17 protein-coding genes are annotated in these 15,315 nt (G+C 76.2%); 8 read left to right on the top strand and 9 right to left on the bottom strand.

The features are described from left to right. Window positions 1-18 precede the first annotated feature (18 nt). The gene (locus tag MY520_RS12965; RefSeq protein ID WP_436692519.1) at window positions 19-489 is read right to left on the bottom strand and encodes a DUF2771 family protein; all 471 of its coding nucleotides are present in this window, start codon (window positions 487-489) and stop codon (window positions 19-21) included. Continuing rightward, window positions 486-2,036, bottom strand: a complete 1,551-nt coding sequence (locus MY520_RS12960) for an MFS transporter (RefSeq protein ID WP_436692518.1) — start codon at window positions 2,034-2,036, stop codon at window positions 486-488. Before MY520_RS12960 ends, MY520_RS12965 begins: the two co-directional genes overlap by 4 nt. Window positions 2,037-2,127: 91 nt before the next feature. Between MY520_RS12960 and MY520_RS12955 the strand changes: the two genes are divergently transcribed. Continuing rightward, window positions 2,128-2,940, top strand: a complete 813-nt coding sequence (locus MY520_RS12955; protein WP_436692517.1) for a DUF3027 domain-containing protein — start codon at window positions 2,128-2,130, stop codon at window positions 2,938-2,940. A gap of 107 nt (window positions 2,941-3,047) precedes the next feature. On the opposite strand, the gene MY520_RS12950 is transcribed toward MY520_RS12955, so the two are convergent. After that, window positions 3,048-3,269 carry a DUF2530 domain-containing protein gene (locus tag MY520_RS12950; protein WP_436692516.1) on the bottom strand — a complete coding sequence of 74 codons (222 nt, stop codon included), beginning with the start codon at window positions 3,267-3,269 and terminating at the stop codon, window positions 3,048-3,050. A 149-nt stretch (window positions 3,270-3,418) separates the two neighbouring features. On the opposite strand from MY520_RS12950, the gene MY520_RS12945 reads away from it, so the two are divergent. The 5 genes from MY520_RS12945 (at window position 3,419) to thpR (ending at window position 7,785) form a co-directional block, all read left to right on the top strand. Then, entirely contained in the window at window positions 3,419-4,942 is a 1,524-nt protein-coding gene (locus MY520_RS12945; RefSeq protein WP_436692515.1) for an NCS2 family permease, read from the top strand. A gap of 10 nt (window positions 4,943-4,952) precedes the next feature. Continuing rightward, complete coding sequence (locus MY520_RS12940) at window positions 4,953-5,387, top strand: MarR family winged helix-turn-helix transcriptional regulator (protein WP_436692514.1); 435 nt, start codon at window positions 4,953-4,955, stop codon at window positions 5,385-5,387. Continuing rightward, a complete protein-coding gene (locus MY520_RS12935; protein ID WP_436692513.1) occupies window positions 5,384-6,736 on the top strand; it encodes an MFS transporter in 1,353 nt (450 codons plus the stop codon). Before MY520_RS12940 ends, MY520_RS12935 begins: the two co-directional genes overlap by 4 nt. 69 nt (window positions 6,737-6,805) lie before the next feature. After that, entirely contained in the window at window positions 6,806-7,210 is a 405-nt protein-coding gene (locus MY520_RS12930; RefSeq protein WP_436692535.1) for a hypothetical protein, read from the top strand. Then, entirely contained in the window at window positions 7,207-7,785 is a 579-nt protein-coding gene (gene thpR / locus MY520_RS12925; RefSeq protein WP_436692534.1) for an RNA 2',3'-cyclic phosphodiesterase, read from the top strand. Before MY520_RS12930 ends, thpR begins: the two co-directional genes overlap by 4 nt. A 7-nt stretch (window positions 7,786-7,792) precedes the next feature. Here the strand turns inward: thpR and MY520_RS12920 are convergent, their stop codons facing one another. Beyond that, window positions 7,793-8,755 (bottom strand): aldo/keto reductase, encoded by a 963-nt coding sequence (locus MY520_RS12920; protein ID WP_436692512.1) that lies wholly within the window; start codon window positions 8,753-8,755, stop codon window positions 7,793-7,795. 28 nt (window positions 8,756-8,783) lie between these two features. On the opposite strand from MY520_RS12920, the gene MY520_RS12915 reads away from it, so the two are divergent. Continuing rightward, entirely contained in the window at window positions 8,784-9,608 is an 825-nt protein-coding gene (locus tag MY520_RS12915) for a thioesterase family protein (RefSeq protein ID WP_436692511.1), read from the top strand. 7 nt (window positions 9,609-9,615) lie between these two features. Here the strand turns inward: MY520_RS12915 and MY520_RS12910 are convergent, their stop codons facing one another. Genes MY520_RS12910 through MY520_RS12900 form a run of 3 tightly spaced genes read right to left on the bottom strand, consistent with a single transcriptional unit; the run spans window position 9,616 to window position 11,788 of the window. Then, window positions 9,616-10,179: a TetR family transcriptional regulator gene (locus MY520_RS12910; RefSeq protein WP_436692510.1), complete on the bottom strand. Its 564-nt coding sequence runs from the start codon at window positions 10,177-10,179 to the stop codon at window positions 9,616-9,618. Window positions 10,180-10,238: 59 nt separating this feature from the next. Continuing rightward, window positions 10,239-11,012 carry an ABC transporter permease gene (locus MY520_RS12905; protein WP_436692509.1) on the bottom strand — a complete coding sequence of 258 codons (774 nt, stop codon included), beginning with the start codon at window positions 11,010-11,012 and terminating at the stop codon, window positions 10,239-10,241. Continuing rightward, complete coding sequence (locus MY520_RS12900; protein WP_436692508.1) at window positions 11,009-11,788, bottom strand: ABC transporter ATP-binding protein; 780 nt, start codon at window positions 11,786-11,788, stop codon at window positions 11,009-11,011. The genes MY520_RS12905 and MY520_RS12900 overlap by 4 nt, the downstream gene beginning before the upstream one ends. 104 nt (window positions 11,789-11,892) lie before the next feature. On the opposite strand from MY520_RS12900, the gene MY520_RS12895 reads away from it, so the two are divergent. After that, window positions 11,893-12,702, top strand: coding sequence for a TrmH family RNA methyltransferase (locus MY520_RS12895; RefSeq protein ID WP_436692507.1), 810 nt, complete (start codon window positions 11,893-11,895; stop codon window positions 12,700-12,702). 11 nt (window positions 12,703-12,713) lie between these two features. On the opposite strand, the gene MY520_RS12890 is transcribed toward MY520_RS12895, so the two are convergent. Then, the gene (locus MY520_RS12890; RefSeq protein WP_436692506.1) at window positions 12,714-13,538 is read right to left on the bottom strand and encodes a PEP/pyruvate-binding domain-containing protein; all 825 of its coding nucleotides are present in this window, start codon (window positions 13,536-13,538) and stop codon (window positions 12,714-12,716) included. After that, window positions 13,535-15,268 carry a PEP-utilizing enzyme gene (locus MY520_RS12885; RefSeq protein ID WP_436692505.1) on the bottom strand — a complete coding sequence of 578 codons (1,734 nt, stop codon included), beginning with the start codon at window positions 15,266-15,268 and terminating at the stop codon, window positions 13,535-13,537. The genes MY520_RS12890 and MY520_RS12885 overlap by 4 nt, the downstream gene beginning before the upstream one ends. Window positions 15,269-15,315 lie beyond the last annotated feature (47 nt).

Here is a 15,315-nt window from a genome sequence, read left to right as displayed (position 1 = left end):
GGAGGCCGTTCCAGCACGTCAGCCAGAGGGGGCCGACGCCGTGCCGCCGGTGGCGCCGCCGGCGCGCAGGAAGCCGATCGGCCACGCGCCGCTGAACCCGTCGCAGTCCTCCCGCGCCTCCTCGACGACGACGAGGTAGAACGCCGGCGGGACGACGTCGGAGGTGTTGATCTCGTCGTACACCGCCTCGCCGGCGTCGACCTCCACCTCGCCGAGCTGCTCCACCAGTTGCTCGTCGAAGACCTGGACGCTCCAGCCGCGCTCGGCCACCGCGTCGGGGACGGTGAGCCGGATCGTCGTGTCGGGGGAGACCTCGACGACCGGCGGCGTCGTGTCGTAGCGCAGGCCCTCGCCGTCCAGGCAGGCCTGGGTGGGCGAGACGCTGACCTCCTGCGGCCCCGCCGTCACGACGACGTCCTGCGGGCCGTCGGGCTCCGAGCCGCACCCGGCGAGGAGGAGGACGGCGGCCAGGCCGGCCGCCGGCCTCACGGCTGCCACTCCGGCGCGGGCTCGGCCACCGGTTCGGTGCGGCGCCGGCGCGGTCCCCACAGGACCAGGCCGATGGCGAGCACGAGCAGCGCGGCGGCGACGGTGAACCCGAGCCAGCCGACGGGCGGCAGGGCGATGCCGAGCGCGCCGCCGACCACCCAGGCCAGCTGCAGCATCGTCTCGGAGCGGGCGAACGCCGAGGCGCGCAGGATCTCGGGCACCTCGCGCTGGATGATCGCGTCGAGCGCCACCTTGCCCAGCGCGTTGGCCACCGCGGCGACGCCGGCGACGACGGCGGCCATCGGGAGGCTGTAGAAGACCGCGGCGAGGACCGTGATCGCCGCCGCGCTCCCCGCCGACCACAGCACGACCGGGTCGGGGTTGACCCGGTGCAGCCGCGAGCCGATCCCGGTGCCGAGCACGCTGCCGACCCCGGCCGCGCCGGCCACCGCGCCCAGGGCGAGGGTGCCCTGCCAGCCGCCGTCGACCGTGGCCTGGACGAGGAACGCGGAGAAGATCGTCAGGAACCCGCCGAGCCCGCGCAGCGCGGCGTTGGCCCGGAGCGCCACGACCACGCGGGGGTTGACCGGCCGCCGCCGGCGGCCGGTCGTCACCGGCTGGGGCGCGGTGGTGAGGACGTCGGCGGGCACCTCGCCGGTCGGGACGTCCACGTGGCGGGGCAGCCGGACGGCGAGCACGGCACCGACCACGAAGACGGCGGCGGTCGCGCCCAGCAGCCAGTCGAAGCCGACCGCCCACGCCAGCCCGGCGCCGATCCCGCCGAACACACCGGCGGTGAGCAGGCCGAAGACCGACGTCCGGGCGTTGGCGGAGGTGAGGGACATCGCGTGCGGCAGCACCCGGGGGACGACCGCCGCGCGCAGCACGTTGTGCGCCTTGGACAGCACCAGCACCCCGAGCGCGGCGGGGTAGAGCAGGAAGTCGTCGAAGTGGCCGGCCATGACGACCGCCAGCACCGCCCGCCCGAACAGGCTCGCGCCCATGGCCCAGCGCCGGCCGCGCTGCAGCCTGTCCAGCAGCGGCCCGATCACCGGGGCGACGATCGCGAACGGTGCCATCGTGACCAGCAGGTAGAGCGCCACGTTGCTGCGCTGGGCGTCGGTCGTGGCGGTGAAGAACAGCGTGCCGGCCAGGGAGACGGCGATCATCGCGTCGCCGGCCATGTGCACGGCGTTGACCCACAGCAGGTGCGTGAGGCCGCTGTCGCCGGCGCCGTCGGCCCGGCTGGCCGCGCGGACCCGGCGGACGGCCGCGCCGGTCAGCTCCCGGGACCGGGCGGCCGCGACCCGGGTGACGGTCAGCTTCCGCGGGGGGAGCGGCGCGGTCGGGGGCGGTGCGGGTGGCCCGGGTGGCAGCGCGGGCAGGGGTTGCCCGTTCCCCCCGCTGGCCGGCGGCTCCGCCGACAGGGGACGGGTCTCCGGGCGGGGGACGTCGATCGGGGTGGTGTCCATCCGCTCCGCCGCGGGCGGCAGCGGCCGTCCGCGCGGGACGCCGCGCCGGGGGGCGGGCGGGAGCGAGCCGGACACCGCCCCATCGTGCCGCACCTCCCTGAGCAGGCGGTCGGCGCGCCGCACCCGCGCCGTCCGGCGCGGCGCGGGCGTCAGGGACAATGGGGGCGTGGCGGACCACCCCGAACCGGCGTCGACGTCCAGCGACCCCCTGAGCGAGGCGGCCGAGCAGGCCCGGGCTGCGGCGGTCGAGACCGCCGGCTCCCCTGAGCTGGTCGGCGAGCACCTGGGCGCGACGGCCGAGGTGCTCACGCCGGGCCCCGGGAGCGAGGCGGTCGACCCCGCCCTCCTCGGCGAGGTGGTCACCCACTCCTTCGCCAGCCGGCTGCCCGGCTACGTCGGGTGGCACTGGGCGGTCACCCTCGCCCGCGTGCCCGGCGAGGCGCAGCTGACCGTCGACGAGGTCGTGCTGCTCCCCGGCGACCAGGCCCTGCTGGCCCCGGCCTGGGTGCCGTGGCACGAGCGGCTGCGCCCGGGCGACCTGTCGGTCGGCGACGTGCTCCCCTCCACCGAGGACGACCCGCGGCTGGTCCCGAGCTACGCGGTGGACGACGACAGCGCCGACGACCCCGAGGCCGCCGCCCTGGCCGCCGAGCTCGGGCTCGGACGCGAGCGGGTGATGTCGTGGGAGGGGCGGAGCGAGACGGCGGCCCGCTGGAGCGCCGGCGACTTCGGTCCGCGCTCGGCGATGGCCCGGCACGCGCCCGGCCCGTGCGGCACCTGCGGGTTCTTCCTGCCACTGGCCGGCTCGCTGCGGCTCGGCTTCGGCGCCTGCGGCAACGTCTACGCCCCGGCCGACGGGCACGTGGTCACCGTCGACTACGGCTGCGGCGCGCACAGCCAGGCGACGCTGGTGCCCGACGACGCCACCGAGGTGGTCACCTCCGCCCGCTACGACACCGGCGCCTTCGACGTCCTGTGACACCGCGGTCCGTCCCGCGCTGAGCGTCGGTTTCCGCGGAAACCGACGGGGGCCCGGCCCAGCCGCGCCCCGCAGAGCGGCGGTTTCCGCGGAAACCGACGGGTCGCTCAGTCGCGGCGGCGGAGCTGGCCCTGCCAGCGCATGACGCCCAGCCCGACGGCGGCCAGCGCGATGCCGGCGACGCAGGTCCACGTCCACACCCGGTCGACGCGGTCGCCGAGCAGCAGCAGCACCACCAGCGCGACCGCCCACAGCGCCGTCCCCGCCAGCACCACGCGGACGGTGTCCACGCGCAGCGGCGGCGGGGCCTGCTTCGTCGGACCGGGCACCCCTCGACCCTAGGTCCTGGCGGTCGCGCGGCCTCCATCTGGGCGAAACACGCGTGTGGCACGCTGTCGCCGCTCGTTGCAGACACCACCGGTCGGCCGGCGCGCGCTCCCCCGCCGCCGCCGTCCGGACACCCGCCGGGGAGTCGTACATGGCAGACAAGTCCCGTTCGTCCACGGAGAGCGGCGCCCCCGGCGCCACGCCGGCCGACGTCGCCGCCGGCGGGCCGACCGTGCGGCGCAGCGACGGCCCGCGGGTCAGGCCGCGCAACGGCGTGGACCGCTACTTCGAGATCAGCGCCCGCCGCTCTACGGTGGTCCGCGAGCTGCGCGGCGGCGTGACGACGTTCTTCACGATGGCCTACATCGTGGTGCTCAACCCGATCATCCTGTCGGGCGCGGACATCACCGGGACGCAGCTGCCGTTCGCCTCGGTCGCGGCGGTGACCGCGCTGATCGCCGGCGTCATGACGATCCTGATGGGCGTCGTCGGCCGGTACCCGCTGGCGCTGGCCGCCGGGCTGGGCATCAACGCGATCGTCGCCGTCTACGCGAGCACCCAGCTCGCCTGGCCGGAGATCATGGGCCTGATCGTGCTCGAGGGCCTCGTCATCACGGTGCTCGTGCTGACCGGGCTCCGGAAGGCGGTCTTCGAGGCGATCCCGCCCCAGCTGAAGACGGCGATCGCGGTCGGCATCGGCTTCTTCCTCACGATCATCGGGCTGGCCGACGCCGGCGTCGTCCGCCCCGGCATCCCGCTGATCAGCTTCGGCGTCAACGGCCAGCTGGTCGGGTGGCCGCTGCTGGTGTTCGTCGTGGGCCTGCTGCTGACCAGCGTGCTCGTCGTCCGCCGGGTCAAGGGGGCGCTGCTCATCGGGATCGTCGTCTCCACGGTGCTGGCCATCGTCATCGAGGAGATCGCCGACATCGGCGTCCGCGTCGGTGAGGACAACCCGCGCGGCTGGGCACTGCAGCTGCCGCGGTGGCCCGACGAGGTGATCAGCGCGCCCGATCTCTCGCTGGTGGGCAACTTCTCCCTCTTCGGCGGCTTCGAGCGGATCGGCGTCATCGCCGCGCTGCTCATCGTCTTCTCGATCATGATCGCCGACTTCTTCGACACGGTCGGCACGGTGACCGCCGTCGGCGCCGAGGGCGACCTGCTCGACGACAAGCGGAACCTGCCGAGGTCCCAGCCGGTGCTGCTGGTCGACTCCCTGGCCGCCGCCGCGGGCGGGGCGGGCAGCGTGTCCTCCAACACCAGCTACATCGAGAGCGCCGCCGGCGTGGCCGACGGCGCGCGCACCGGCCTGGCCAGCGTGGCGACCGGGGTGCTGTTCCTCGTGGCGATGCTGTTCACGCCGCTGGTGCAGATCGTGCCGTCGGAGGCGGCCGCACCCGCACTCGTCATCGTCGGCGCGCTCATGATCAGCCAGATCCGCAACCTCGAGTGGGACGACATGTCCCTGGTCATCCCGGCGTTCCTCACCATCGCGCTCATGCCGTTCACCTACTCGATCACCAACGGCATCGGCGCCGGCGTCGTCACCTACGTGCTGCTGCGCAGCGTCGTGGGACGGCGGCGGGAGATCCACCCGCTGATGTGGGTGGTCGCCGCGCTGTTCGTCGTCTACTTCGCCCTCGAGCCGCTCCGGGAACTCTTCGACATGCTGAGTTAGGCTAACGACCGTGAGCCGGACGACGCTGGACACCGCGGCGCTGGCTCACGACCTCCGGCTCGCGGTGATGCGCTTCTCCCGCCGGCTGCGCAACCAGCGGGTCGACCAGTCGGTGACCCTCACCCACCTCGCGGCGCTGTCCACGCTCAAGCGGCACGGCCCGATGAGCCCGGGGGAGCTGGCCGCGCACGAGCGGGTCCAGCCGCCGTCGATGACCCGCGTCGTCGTCGCGCTCGAGGGGATGGGGCTGGTCACCCGCAGCCCGCACCCGACCGACGGCCGGCAGGTCGTCATCGACCTCACCCCGGCCGCGCGGGAGCTGCTCGACGCCGAGGCGCAGGCGCGGGAGGCGTGGCTGGCGGGGCGGCTGCAGGAGCTCACCGCCGAGGAGCGGGCGGTGCTGCGTGAGGCATCGGCGATCATGGACAAGCTGGCGAGTGGGTGACCGGGCGCTCTGACCGCTCCGGCTCGTTCCGGTCGCTGCGCGTGCGCAACTACCGGATCTACGCGTCGGCCAACCTCGTCAGCCTCACCGGCACGTGGATGCAGCGCATCGGCCAGGACTGGCTGGTGCTGCAGCTCTCCGGCGACAGCGGCATCGCCCTCGGCCTGATCACCGCGCTCCAGTTCGGCCCCACCCTGCTGCTCAGCATGTACGGCGGCGTGCTGGCCGACCGGTACGCCAAGCGCCGCATGCTGGTCGCCACCCAGGCGCTGATGGGGCTGCTGGCGCTGGTGCTCGCCGTGCTCGTCGCCGCCGACGGCGTCGCGCTCTGGCACGTGTTCGTGCTGGCCGGCGCGCTCGGGGCGGTGTCGGCCATCGACGCACCGGTCCGCCAGGCGTTCGTCTCGGAGATGGTCGGCCCGGAGCTGCTGGCCAACGCCGTCAGCCTGAACTCGACCATCTTCAACGGCGCCCGGCTGGTGGGCCCGTCGCTGGCCGGGCTGCTCATCGGGGCGGCGTCGGGGGACACCGCACCGGCCCTCTTCGTCAACGCGGCCAGCTTCGCGTGCACCATCGGCGCGCTGCTGAGCATGCGCGCGCGGGAGCTGCACCCCAGCCCGCCGCTGGCCCGGGCCAAGGGGCAGCTGCGCGCCGGCCTGGCCTACACGTGGGCCCATCCCGACCTCGTGCTCGCCATGGGTCTGGCCTTCGTCCTGGGCACCTTCGCCTTCAACTACCAGGTCACGATCGCGCTGATGACCCGGGAGGTGTTCGACCTGGGCGCGGAGGCGTTCGGCCTGCTCTCCACCTGCTTCGCCGTCGGATCGCTGTCCGGGGCACTGCTGTCCACCCGGCGCCGCCGGCGGCCCCGGCAGCGGTTCCTGGTGGGGACGGCGATCGTCTTCGGTCTGCTGACGATGGCCTGCGGCCTGGCGCCGGGCTACGTCTCCTTCGCGGTGCTGCTCGTACCGGCCGGCGCGGCGGGCCTGGTGTTCAGCGTGGCCAACAACAGCTTCGTCCAGCTGGGCGTGGACCCGCAGCTGCGCGGGCGGGTCATGGCGCTGTACTTCATGTGCTTCATGGGCGGCACGCCGCTCGGCGCGCCGCTCATCGGCTGGGTCGCCGAGCACCTGGGCGCACCGTGGGGCTTCCTGATCGGCGGCGCGGTCGCCGTGGCAGCCGGGCTCGGGGCGGGGGCCTGGCTGGCCCGGGGGCGGCGGGTCCGCCTGGAGGCGCACGTCTCCCCGCCGCGGGTGCAGCTCCACGTGGGCCCGCGCACGGCACCGGTCCGGGCGGCGGTGGAGGCCGCGGCGGGCCAGGCCACGGGCCGGCGGTCCGCGGGCGGCTGACCGGTGCCGGACGGCGGCGCGCGGACGTACCGTGACGGGGACCACCGTCGAGTCGTCCGCGGAGGCGACATGACCAGTTCGCTGCTGCACCTGGGGGCCATCGTCTCGGGGGTCGTGGGGGCGGTCGCCCTGCTCGACTGGCTGGCCCGGTGCGCGTTCGGGTCGGCGCGGCTGCCGGAGGTCGTCCGCCGCCGCGCCCCGGAGCCTCCGCCGCCGACCCGCCGTCCGCTGGAGGTGGTCGCCGCGGACCTGCGCCGGCTCTCCCGTCAGCTCGCCCGGGTCCCCGCCGGCGCCCCGATGGCCCGCCGCCGCGGGCTGCAGGCCGCCTACGACGACGTCCTCATCGAGGCGGCGGAGCTGCTCGAGGTGCCGCACACGCTGCTGCCCGGCACGTCCACGGGGCTGTCCCGGGACGCCGAGCGGCTCCGGCTGCAGGCCGCACTCGCCGGCGCCGGCCTCGTGGTGCCCGACTGAGCCCGGCACCGGCCGGAGCGGGCACGCGGCGGCTGTTCTTCGCGGTCACGCCCCCGCCCGCGGCGCGGGACGACCTCGACCGGGCGCTGACGCCGCTCCGGGACGCCCCCGGCGCGCCGCGGTGGACCGCCCCGGACCGCTGGCACCTCACCCTGCTGTTCCTCGGCGCGGTCCCGGCCGGCGACGTCGACGCGCTGGTCGCCGGCTCGACCGCGGCGGTGACGGGCACGCCCGCGCTCACCCTGCAGCTGGCCGGGGGCGGCCGGTTCGGCTCCCGGCGCCGTCCGCAGGTGTGCTGGGTCGGGGTGACCGGGGACGGCGACGCGCTCGGCGCTCTGGCCGGCCGGCTGGCGAGGGTGGCCCGCCGGCTGGGGCTGCCGGTGGAGGAGCGGCCGTTCCGCGCGCACCTCACCCTCGGCCGCTGGCGCCCGGGCCGGCCGGGGGACGGCGACCTGCCCGACCGGCTGGCCGACTACCGCGGGCCGAGCTGGCCGGTGACCGAGGTCGAGCTGCTGGAGAGCCGGCTCGGACCCGCGCCCAGCTACCGGCAGGTGGCGGCCTGGCCGCTGGGCTGAGCGGGGCTCACCAGGCGTACTCCATCGGCGCCGCGCGGTACCCGGGGAAGATCTCGTCGAGGCGGGCCAGCTGCCCCTCCTCCAGGGCGACGTCCAGCGCGGCCAGCCCGCCGTCGAGCTGCTCCATCGTCCGGGGCCCGACGATCGGCGCGGTCACCGCGGGCTGGTGCAGCAACCAGGCGACCCCGACGTCCGCGGGCGCCAGGCCCCACTCCCGGCAGGCGTCCTCGTAGGCCTGCAGCGCCGGGCGGTGCCGCTCCACCCGCTCCTCGGCGGCGCGGCGGCGGGGGCCGCCGCCCTCGGCGAGGATGCCGGCGAGCAGGCCGCCGGCCAGCGGGCTCCACGGGATGATCCCGACCCCGTAGTGCCGGGCGGCGGGGAGCACCTCGAGCTCGACGTGGCGGGTGAGCAGGTTGTAGTGCGACTGCTCGCTCACCAGACCGAGGAAGTGCCGGCGGGTGGCCGCCTCGTTGGCCGCGGCGATCTGCCAGGCGGCGTGGTTGGAGGAGCCGACGTAGAGCACCTTGCCCTGCGCGACCAGCGTCTCGCAGGCCTGCCAGATCTCCTCCCACGGCGTGGCCAGGTCGACGTGGTGGAACTGGTAGAGGTCGATCCAGTCGGTCTGCATCCGGCGCAGCGAGGCCTCGCAGGCGCGCACCAGGTTGCGGGCGGACAGGAACGTGTCGTTGGGCCACTGGGTCATCGAGCCGTAGACCTTGGTCGCCAGCACGGTCTTCTCGCGCCGCTGCCCGCCCTGGGCGAACCAGGTCCCGAGGACCTCCTCGGTCCGTCCCTTGCCCGCGTCGAAGCCGTAGGTGTTGGCGGTGTCGACGAAGTTGACCCCCTCGCCCTGGGCGCGGTCCAGGATGGCGTGCGCGTCGGCCTCCTCGGTCTTCCAGCCGAAGTTCATCGTGCCCAGGCACAGCCGGGAGACCGACAGGCCGCTGCGGCCCAGGTGCGTGTACTCCATGGACGCCCACCCTGGCAGTCTCGGTCGCGTGCCGCAGACCGACCCCGCTCCGTCCGCCTTCGACGCCGACACCGCGGTCACGCGCGTCGAGGGCGGCGGGCTGGCCGCCGACCTCGACGACGGGTGGGACGTCGCCCCCGGCATCCTCAACGGCGGCTACCTGCTGGCCGTGGTGGCGCGGGCGGCCCTCGCCGAGAGCCCGCACCCGCACCCGGTCGCGCTGTCGGCGAGCTTCCTGCGCGCCACGCCGCCCGGGCGCGCGGCCCTCGCGGTCACCCCCGGGCCGGCCGGCCGGACGCTCGCGCACTCCTCCGTCGTCCTGTCGGGGGACGGCGGGCCGTCGCTGACCGCCCAGGTGACCACGGCGACGCTCACCGACGCGGCGCCGGACTGGTCGGCCACCCCGCCGCCGGCGGCTACGCCCGTGGCCGACTGCCTCCCCCCGGGCGACGACGGCACGCTGGTCCACCCGATGCCCGAGGTGGGCCTGCGCACCCGCGTGCACACCCGGCTGGACCCGGAGACCGCCGGCTGGGCGCTCGGCCGGCCGGGCACCGAGCCGCGGATGCGGGGGTGGGTGCGCCTGGCCGACGGCCGCGAGCCCGACCCGCTGGCGCTGCTGCTCTTCGCCGACGTCCTGCCGCCGACCAGCTGGGCGACCGGCCGGTTCGGCTGGGCGCCGACGGTGCAGCTGCAGGTGCTGGTGCGGGCGCTCCCGGCGCCCGGCTGGTGCCTGGTCGAGGCGCGCGCCGGGGAGGTCGCCGGCGGCTGGCTCGACGAGGACTACCGGATCTGGGACTCCACCGGCCGGCTCGTCGCGCAGAGCCGACAGCTGGCCCGCGCACCGCGCTGACCCCGGCTCACCGGGGGCGCCGGTGCGGCAGCTCGACGTCGCCGGTGAGGTAGCGCTGCACCGTGGGGCCGACGGCGGCGACGACGTCCTCCCGGGCCGCCGATGCCAGCGGCTCCAGCCGGAGCACGTAGCGGGCCATGACCAGCCCCATCACCTGCGAGGCGACCAGCGAGCCGCGAGCGTCGCGCTCGGCGACCGGCATGTCGAGCGTGCCGATCACCCGCCGGATCACCCGGGCGACCAGGAACTCGCGCAGCAGCTTGGCGGTCCACTCGCTGCTCACCGCCGACCGGATGAGGGCCAGCCCGGCCGGCCGGGCCGGGCCGTCCCAGACCCGCAGCACCATGCGGACGACGGCGGCGCCGAGGTCGGCCGGGGCGGAGGCGAGCACTTCCGGCAGCAGCTCGGTCGGGTCGACCGGTGCCTCGACCGCCGCCAGGAACAGCTTGTCCTTTGTGCCGAAGTAGTGGTGGACGAGGGCGGGGTCGACCCCGGCGGCTGTTGCGATCCTGCGGATCGAGGCGCCGTCGTAACCGCGCTCGGCGAAGGCGGCGCGGGCCGCGTCCAGCACCGCCTCGCGGGTGCCCGGGTTGCCGGGGCGGCGACCCGTGGGCCGCCGGCGTGCCTCGCTCAGCCGCTCCTCCTCCGCAGGGTCGCCGCCGCCAGTGCGAGGGCGAGTACCGCGACGCCGGACACGATCGCCACGTCGGTCCACATCGTGCCCGTCGCCGACACCGAGCGCCCGACCTCCCGCAGCGCCTCGACGGCGTAGGTGAGCGGCAGGACGTCGCTGATCGCCTGCAGCCACCCGGCCATCTGCTCCCGCGGCACGAGCAGGCCGCACAGGAAGAACTGGGGGAGGACGACGACCGGCATGAACTGCACGGCCTGGAACTCGCTGCGGGCGAAGGCGCTGGCCAGCAGCCCCAGCGCCACCCCGAGCACGGCGTCGACGACCGCGATGAGGACGACCGCCCACAGCGACCCGGCGACGTCCAGGTCGTAGACGGTGGTCGCGACGCCGACGGTGACCACCGCCTGCACGGCCGCCGCCAGCCCGAACGCGGTGCCGTACCCCAGGAGGAGGTCCAGCCGCGCCAGCGGGGTGGTCAGCAGCCGCTCCAGGGTGCCGGTGGTGCGCTCCCGGAGCATGGCGATGCTGGTGACCAGGAACATCACGACGAACGGGAAGACGCCGAGCATCGTCAGGCCCACCCGGTCGAACAGGCCGACCTGCCCGGGCAGCGCCGGGACGTCGCGCCACAGCAGGTACAGCAGGCCGAGCAGGAGGCTCGGCAGCACGACCATCATCGCGATCGTGCGGTGGTCGTGCCGCAGCTGGCGGAGCACCCGGCCGGTCGTCGCCAGGGTGAGCCGCGGTGAGAGGACCGAGGTCGTGCTCACGTCCGGGTCACCTGCTCGGCTGCGCGCGGCGGAGCCGCAGCGGTGGCGGAGCGGCTCACGCCCACCCCCTCACGGGCCCGCACCAGCTGCAGGAACGCCTCCTCCAGGTCGGCGGTCCCGGCGTCGGCGCGCAGCCGGGCGGGGGTGTCGTCGAAGAGCAGTTCCCCCTCGCGGAGCAGCAGCAGCCGGTCGCAGCGGGCCGCCTCCTCCATGACGTGGCTGGAGACGAGCAGCGTCGTGCCGGCGTCGGCCAGGGCGTGGAACCGGGCCCACAGCTCGACCCGCAGCACGGGGTCGAGGCCGACGGTCGGCTCGTCGAGCACCAGGACCTCGGGGTCGCCGACCAGGGCGCAGGCCAGGGACACGCGGCCCTGCTGGCCGCCGGAGAGGTCGCGGACCAGCTGGCCGGCGGCGTCGGCCAGGTCGACGCCGGCCAGCGCGGCGTCCGCAGCGGGCGCGCCCCGGCCGTAGAGGGCGGCGAAGTAGCGGGCGTTCTCGCGGACGGTCAGGTCGGGGTAGACGCTGGGCGCCTGGGTGACGTAGCCGACCCGGGAGCGCAGGGCGGGCGAGCCGGCGGGCTGCCCGAGCACGGTGACGTGCCCGGAGCGCACCTGCTGGACGCCGACGACGGCGCGCATGAGCGTGGTCTTCCCGCTGCCGCTCGGCCCGAGCAACCCGGTGACCTGCCCGGCCGGGACGCCGAAGGACAGCCCGCGCAGCACCGGACGGGACCCCCGGTGCACGACGAGATCGGTGACGGTGACGGCGTCGGTCATGGAGACCTCCCGCGAAGAACTCAACGCCTGATGAACTCAACGGTAGGTGAGTTGTGCCGACCGCGTCAACGGGCGTTGTCCCCCCGGTTGGCAGGATCGGAGCCGTGCCCGCCGACCCCGTGACGATCACCGACCCGGCCGACGAGCGGGTGGCCGACTTCCGCGACCTCAAGGCGGGGGACCGCCCGCCCGGCACCGAGCGCGGGACCGGTCCGGTGATCGTGGAGGGCGTGCCGGCAGTGCAGCGGCTGCTGGCCTCGCCGTACCGGGTGCGCGCGGTGCTCGGGGTGCCCGGCCGGGTCGCGGCGCTGGACCTCCCGGCGGGCACCGCCGCCTACGAGGCGGACAAGTGGGTGCTGTCGGAGGTGATCGGCTTCCGGCTGACCCGCGGGGTGCTGGCCTCGGCCGAGCGCCGCCCGCCGGCCGACGTCGACGCGCTGCTGGCCGGGCCGGACCCGGCGGCGCCGCGGCGGCTGGCGGTGCTCGAGGCGCTCAACGACGCGGAGAACCTGGGGTCGATCGCCCGGTCGGCCGTCGCGCTGGGCGTGGACGGCCTGCTGCTGGACCCGCGCTGCGCCGATCCGCTCTACCGGCGCTCGGTGCGGGTCTCGATGGGGCACGTGCTGGCGCTGCCGTTCGCCGTCCTGCCCGACTGGCCCCGCGGACTGGCCCGGCTGCACGACGCCGGCTACCTGACGGTGGCGCTCACCCCGGCTCCGGACGCCGTCGACCTCGCCGCGGTCGACCCGCGGGCCCATCCGCGGACCGCGGTGCTGCTCGGGGCCGAGGGGCCGGGGCTCACCCCGGAGGCGCAGCGGGCCGCGCGGGTGCGCGCGCGGATCCCCATGCGGACCGGCGTCGACTCCCTCGGCGTGGCGGCCGCCGCCGCGGTCGCCTTCGCCACGCTGCGCTGAGCCACCGCCGCTCAGCGGGCCGGCAGCGGCACGGGCCGGCGCTGGAGCAGGACCGCCCCGTCCGCGGTCCACGCCCACTCCAGGTCCGACGGGCCGCCGAACACCGCGTCGCACCGGCGGGCCAGGTCGGCCAGCGCGGCCAGCTCCGCCGGGCCCAGGCAGGGACGGCGGGCCCGCTCCGGCCGGACCCCGACGACCGCCGTCCCACCCCCGGGCCGGGCCACGACGGCGCGGTCCTTGTCGCCCACCACCTGCTCGAGCAGCCGGCCGTCGGAGCCCAGCCGGACGAGGTCGGGCACGACGAGGCCCTCGACCACGGCCACGCCCAGACCCCAGGCGGCCTCGACGACCAGCTCGTCGGCGCCGGTGACCGGGTGCCGGGAGAAGAGCACCCCGGCCGCCAGCGCGCTGACCTGCCGTTGCAGCACCACGCCGCACCGCGGGGTCGAGTCGTCGCCCCCCGCTCCGCGGTAGGCAAGTGCCGACGGCGACCGCGACGAGAGGGCGACGTCGGCGACCGCCCGGGCCACGGCGTCGGGCCGGACGACGTTGAGCACGGTCAGGTGCTGGCCGGCGAAACTGCGCCGCTCGCCGTCCTCGCCGACCACCGAGGACCGGACCGCCACCGGCCCGCCCTCCCGGGCGACCGTGCGGACGGCGTCCGCGACGGCCGCGGCGAGCCCGTCGCGGCCGGCGTCGGCGACCAGGTCGGCCGGCAGGGCCACGCCCGGCGGCACCGGCAGGCCGGCGCGGATCGCGGCCCCCAGCGCCGCCGCCTTGCCACCGTACGCGTCCTCGTCGTCCACCTCGGCCAGCGGCAGGCAGCCGGGGCTCACAGCACGGTGACGGTGCCGGTGGCCCCGTCGACGTGGACCCGGGCGCCGTCCGGGATGCGCACGGTCGCGTCCGGGCACCCGACGACCGCGGGGACGCCGAACTCGCGGGCCACGATCGCGGCGTGCGACAGCAGCCCGCCGCGGTCGGTGACGATCGCCCCGAGACGGGGGAGCACGAGGTTGAACGCCGGGCCGGTGGCGGCGGTGACCAGGACGTCGCCGGTCTGCACCCGGGCGAGCTCACCGCTGCCGGTCAGCACGCGGGCGGTGCCCTCGTAGCTGCCGGCGCTCACACCGAGGCCGTGCACGGTCCGGTCGCCGGGGGGCTGCCCCGCGTCCCGCAGCATGGCGGTCAGCGCGAAGCCCACCGCCTCCTGCACCCGGGCCGCCTCGGGCGGGAGCCACCGGGCGGGCACCAGGCCGACGGGCGGCGGACCGAAGGCTGCGGGCACGTCGCGGTAGGTCGCCGTCCGCCGCCAGTGCACCCGGCGGGCCACCTCGTCCCGGGTCGGGCCGCGGCCGTCCAGCAGCAGCATGCGGAGCTCGTCCGGGGCGAGGTCGACCGCGTCGTCCGGCGCGTCGAGCGCCCCCCGCTCGTGCAGCCGGTGGCCGGCCTCGAGCACCGCCGCACGGGTGACGCTGCCCAGCAGGCGGTCGGCGTGGACGGTGCGCTCGTCGCGCAGCCGGTAGACCAGGCGGGCCTCGGCGAGCAGGTCGTCGAACTCGGCCCGCCACTCGGCGGGCACTGCGGCCCGGACCCGTGCGGTGATCTCGGCCGCGGCGTCGCCGGGTGCCTGCCGCCCGGACTCGAGCGCCGCGCGCACGCGGGCCAGCACCAGCTCCGGGGCCTCCAGCGAGCCGGGCTCCGCGACGGGGTCCTGGCCGTCGACCGGCAGCGCCGCCAGGGCGGCCAGGTAGCTGCCGGTGCGGCTCCCCACCGGCTCCGGCCAGCCGATCAGCCGGCTCAGCGCCTCCTCCGCCGGGAGCCACTCGTCGAGGACCGGCGCGGCCGCGGCGCCGTCCTCCCGGAGGGCGGCGACCAGGTCGTCCAGCTCCTCGGGCGCGCCCTCGGTCACCGGGCTGGCGCCGGCCAGGCAACCGAGCACGTCGGCCGGGGCCATGCCGGTCCAGCGCACGGTGTGCACCACGAGGTCGCCCACGGGCAGCAGCGCGGCGGCGTCGAAGCGGTGGTGCTGGAAGTAGGCCTCGGTCATGGCCTCCCCGCACCGGTCGACCAGGTGGCACAGGCCCGCGTCGTCGACGGTGCGCACGTTGACCTCGGCGAGCGCCTGGTGCAGCCCGCGCAGCGCCGGCTTCACCGCGGTGTCCCACTCGTGCAGGTCCGCCCGCCAGCGGCGCTCGGCGAGGGCGGCCCGCGCGGTCGCCATCCGCTCCCGCAGGACGGGGTCGTCGGCGAGCAGCCGGCGGAACTCCTCCTCCGTCGGGCGGTCGTCGGCGTCCGGCGGGGTGCCCAGCGTGCGCAACCGGTTGTAGAGGAAGCAGCCGACGAGGGCGACGTCGGTGGCCTCGATCAACGTGCCGTACCGGGCGTAGCCGGCGCGGAAGCCCTGCATGAACGCGTCCGGGAAGACGGCCGCGGTGAAGCGGCACAGGGGGCGGGGGAAGTGGCTGGAGTCCAGGAGCCAGGTCCCCGGTCCCGGAGGCGACCACCGGCGGTGCGGCGACGCCCCGGGCGGTGCCAGCCGGTGCCCGGACCGGACGTCGTCCATGTGACCTCCTGCAGCAGTGGGGCCGCGAAGGTATCGGTACGTTCCGT

The sequence above is a fragment of the Geodermatophilus sp. CPCC 205506 genome, assembly GCF_051383635.1.
GTDB lineage: Bacteria > Actinomycetota > Actinomycetes > Mycobacteriales > Geodermatophilaceae > Geodermatophilus.
This window is presented reverse-complemented; position numbering and strand designations above follow the sequence as displayed.

What these genes read in the sequence shown, in the direction of transcription:
- MY520_RS12945 (WP_436692515.1), top strand. Translation starts at nt 3,419, where the DNA reads ATGGCAGACAAGTCCCGTTCGTCCACGGAGAGCGGCGCCCCCGGCGCC.
- MY520_RS12930 (WP_436692535.1), top strand. Translation starts at nt 6,806, where the DNA reads ATGACCAGTTCGCTGCTGCACCTGGGGGCCATCGTCTCGGGGGTCGTG.
- MY520_RS12920 (WP_436692512.1), bottom strand. Translation starts at nt 8,755, where the DNA reads ATGGAGTACACGCACCTGGGCCGCAGCGGCCTGTCGGTCTCCCGGCTG.
- MY520_RS12900 (WP_436692508.1), bottom strand. Translation starts at nt 11,788, where the DNA reads ATGACCGACGCCGTCACCGTCACCGATCTCGTCGTGCACCGGGGGTCC.
- MY520_RS12885 (WP_436692505.1), bottom strand. Translation starts at nt 15,268, where the DNA reads ATGGACGACGTCCGGTCCGGGCACCGGCTGGCACCGCCCGGGGCGTCG.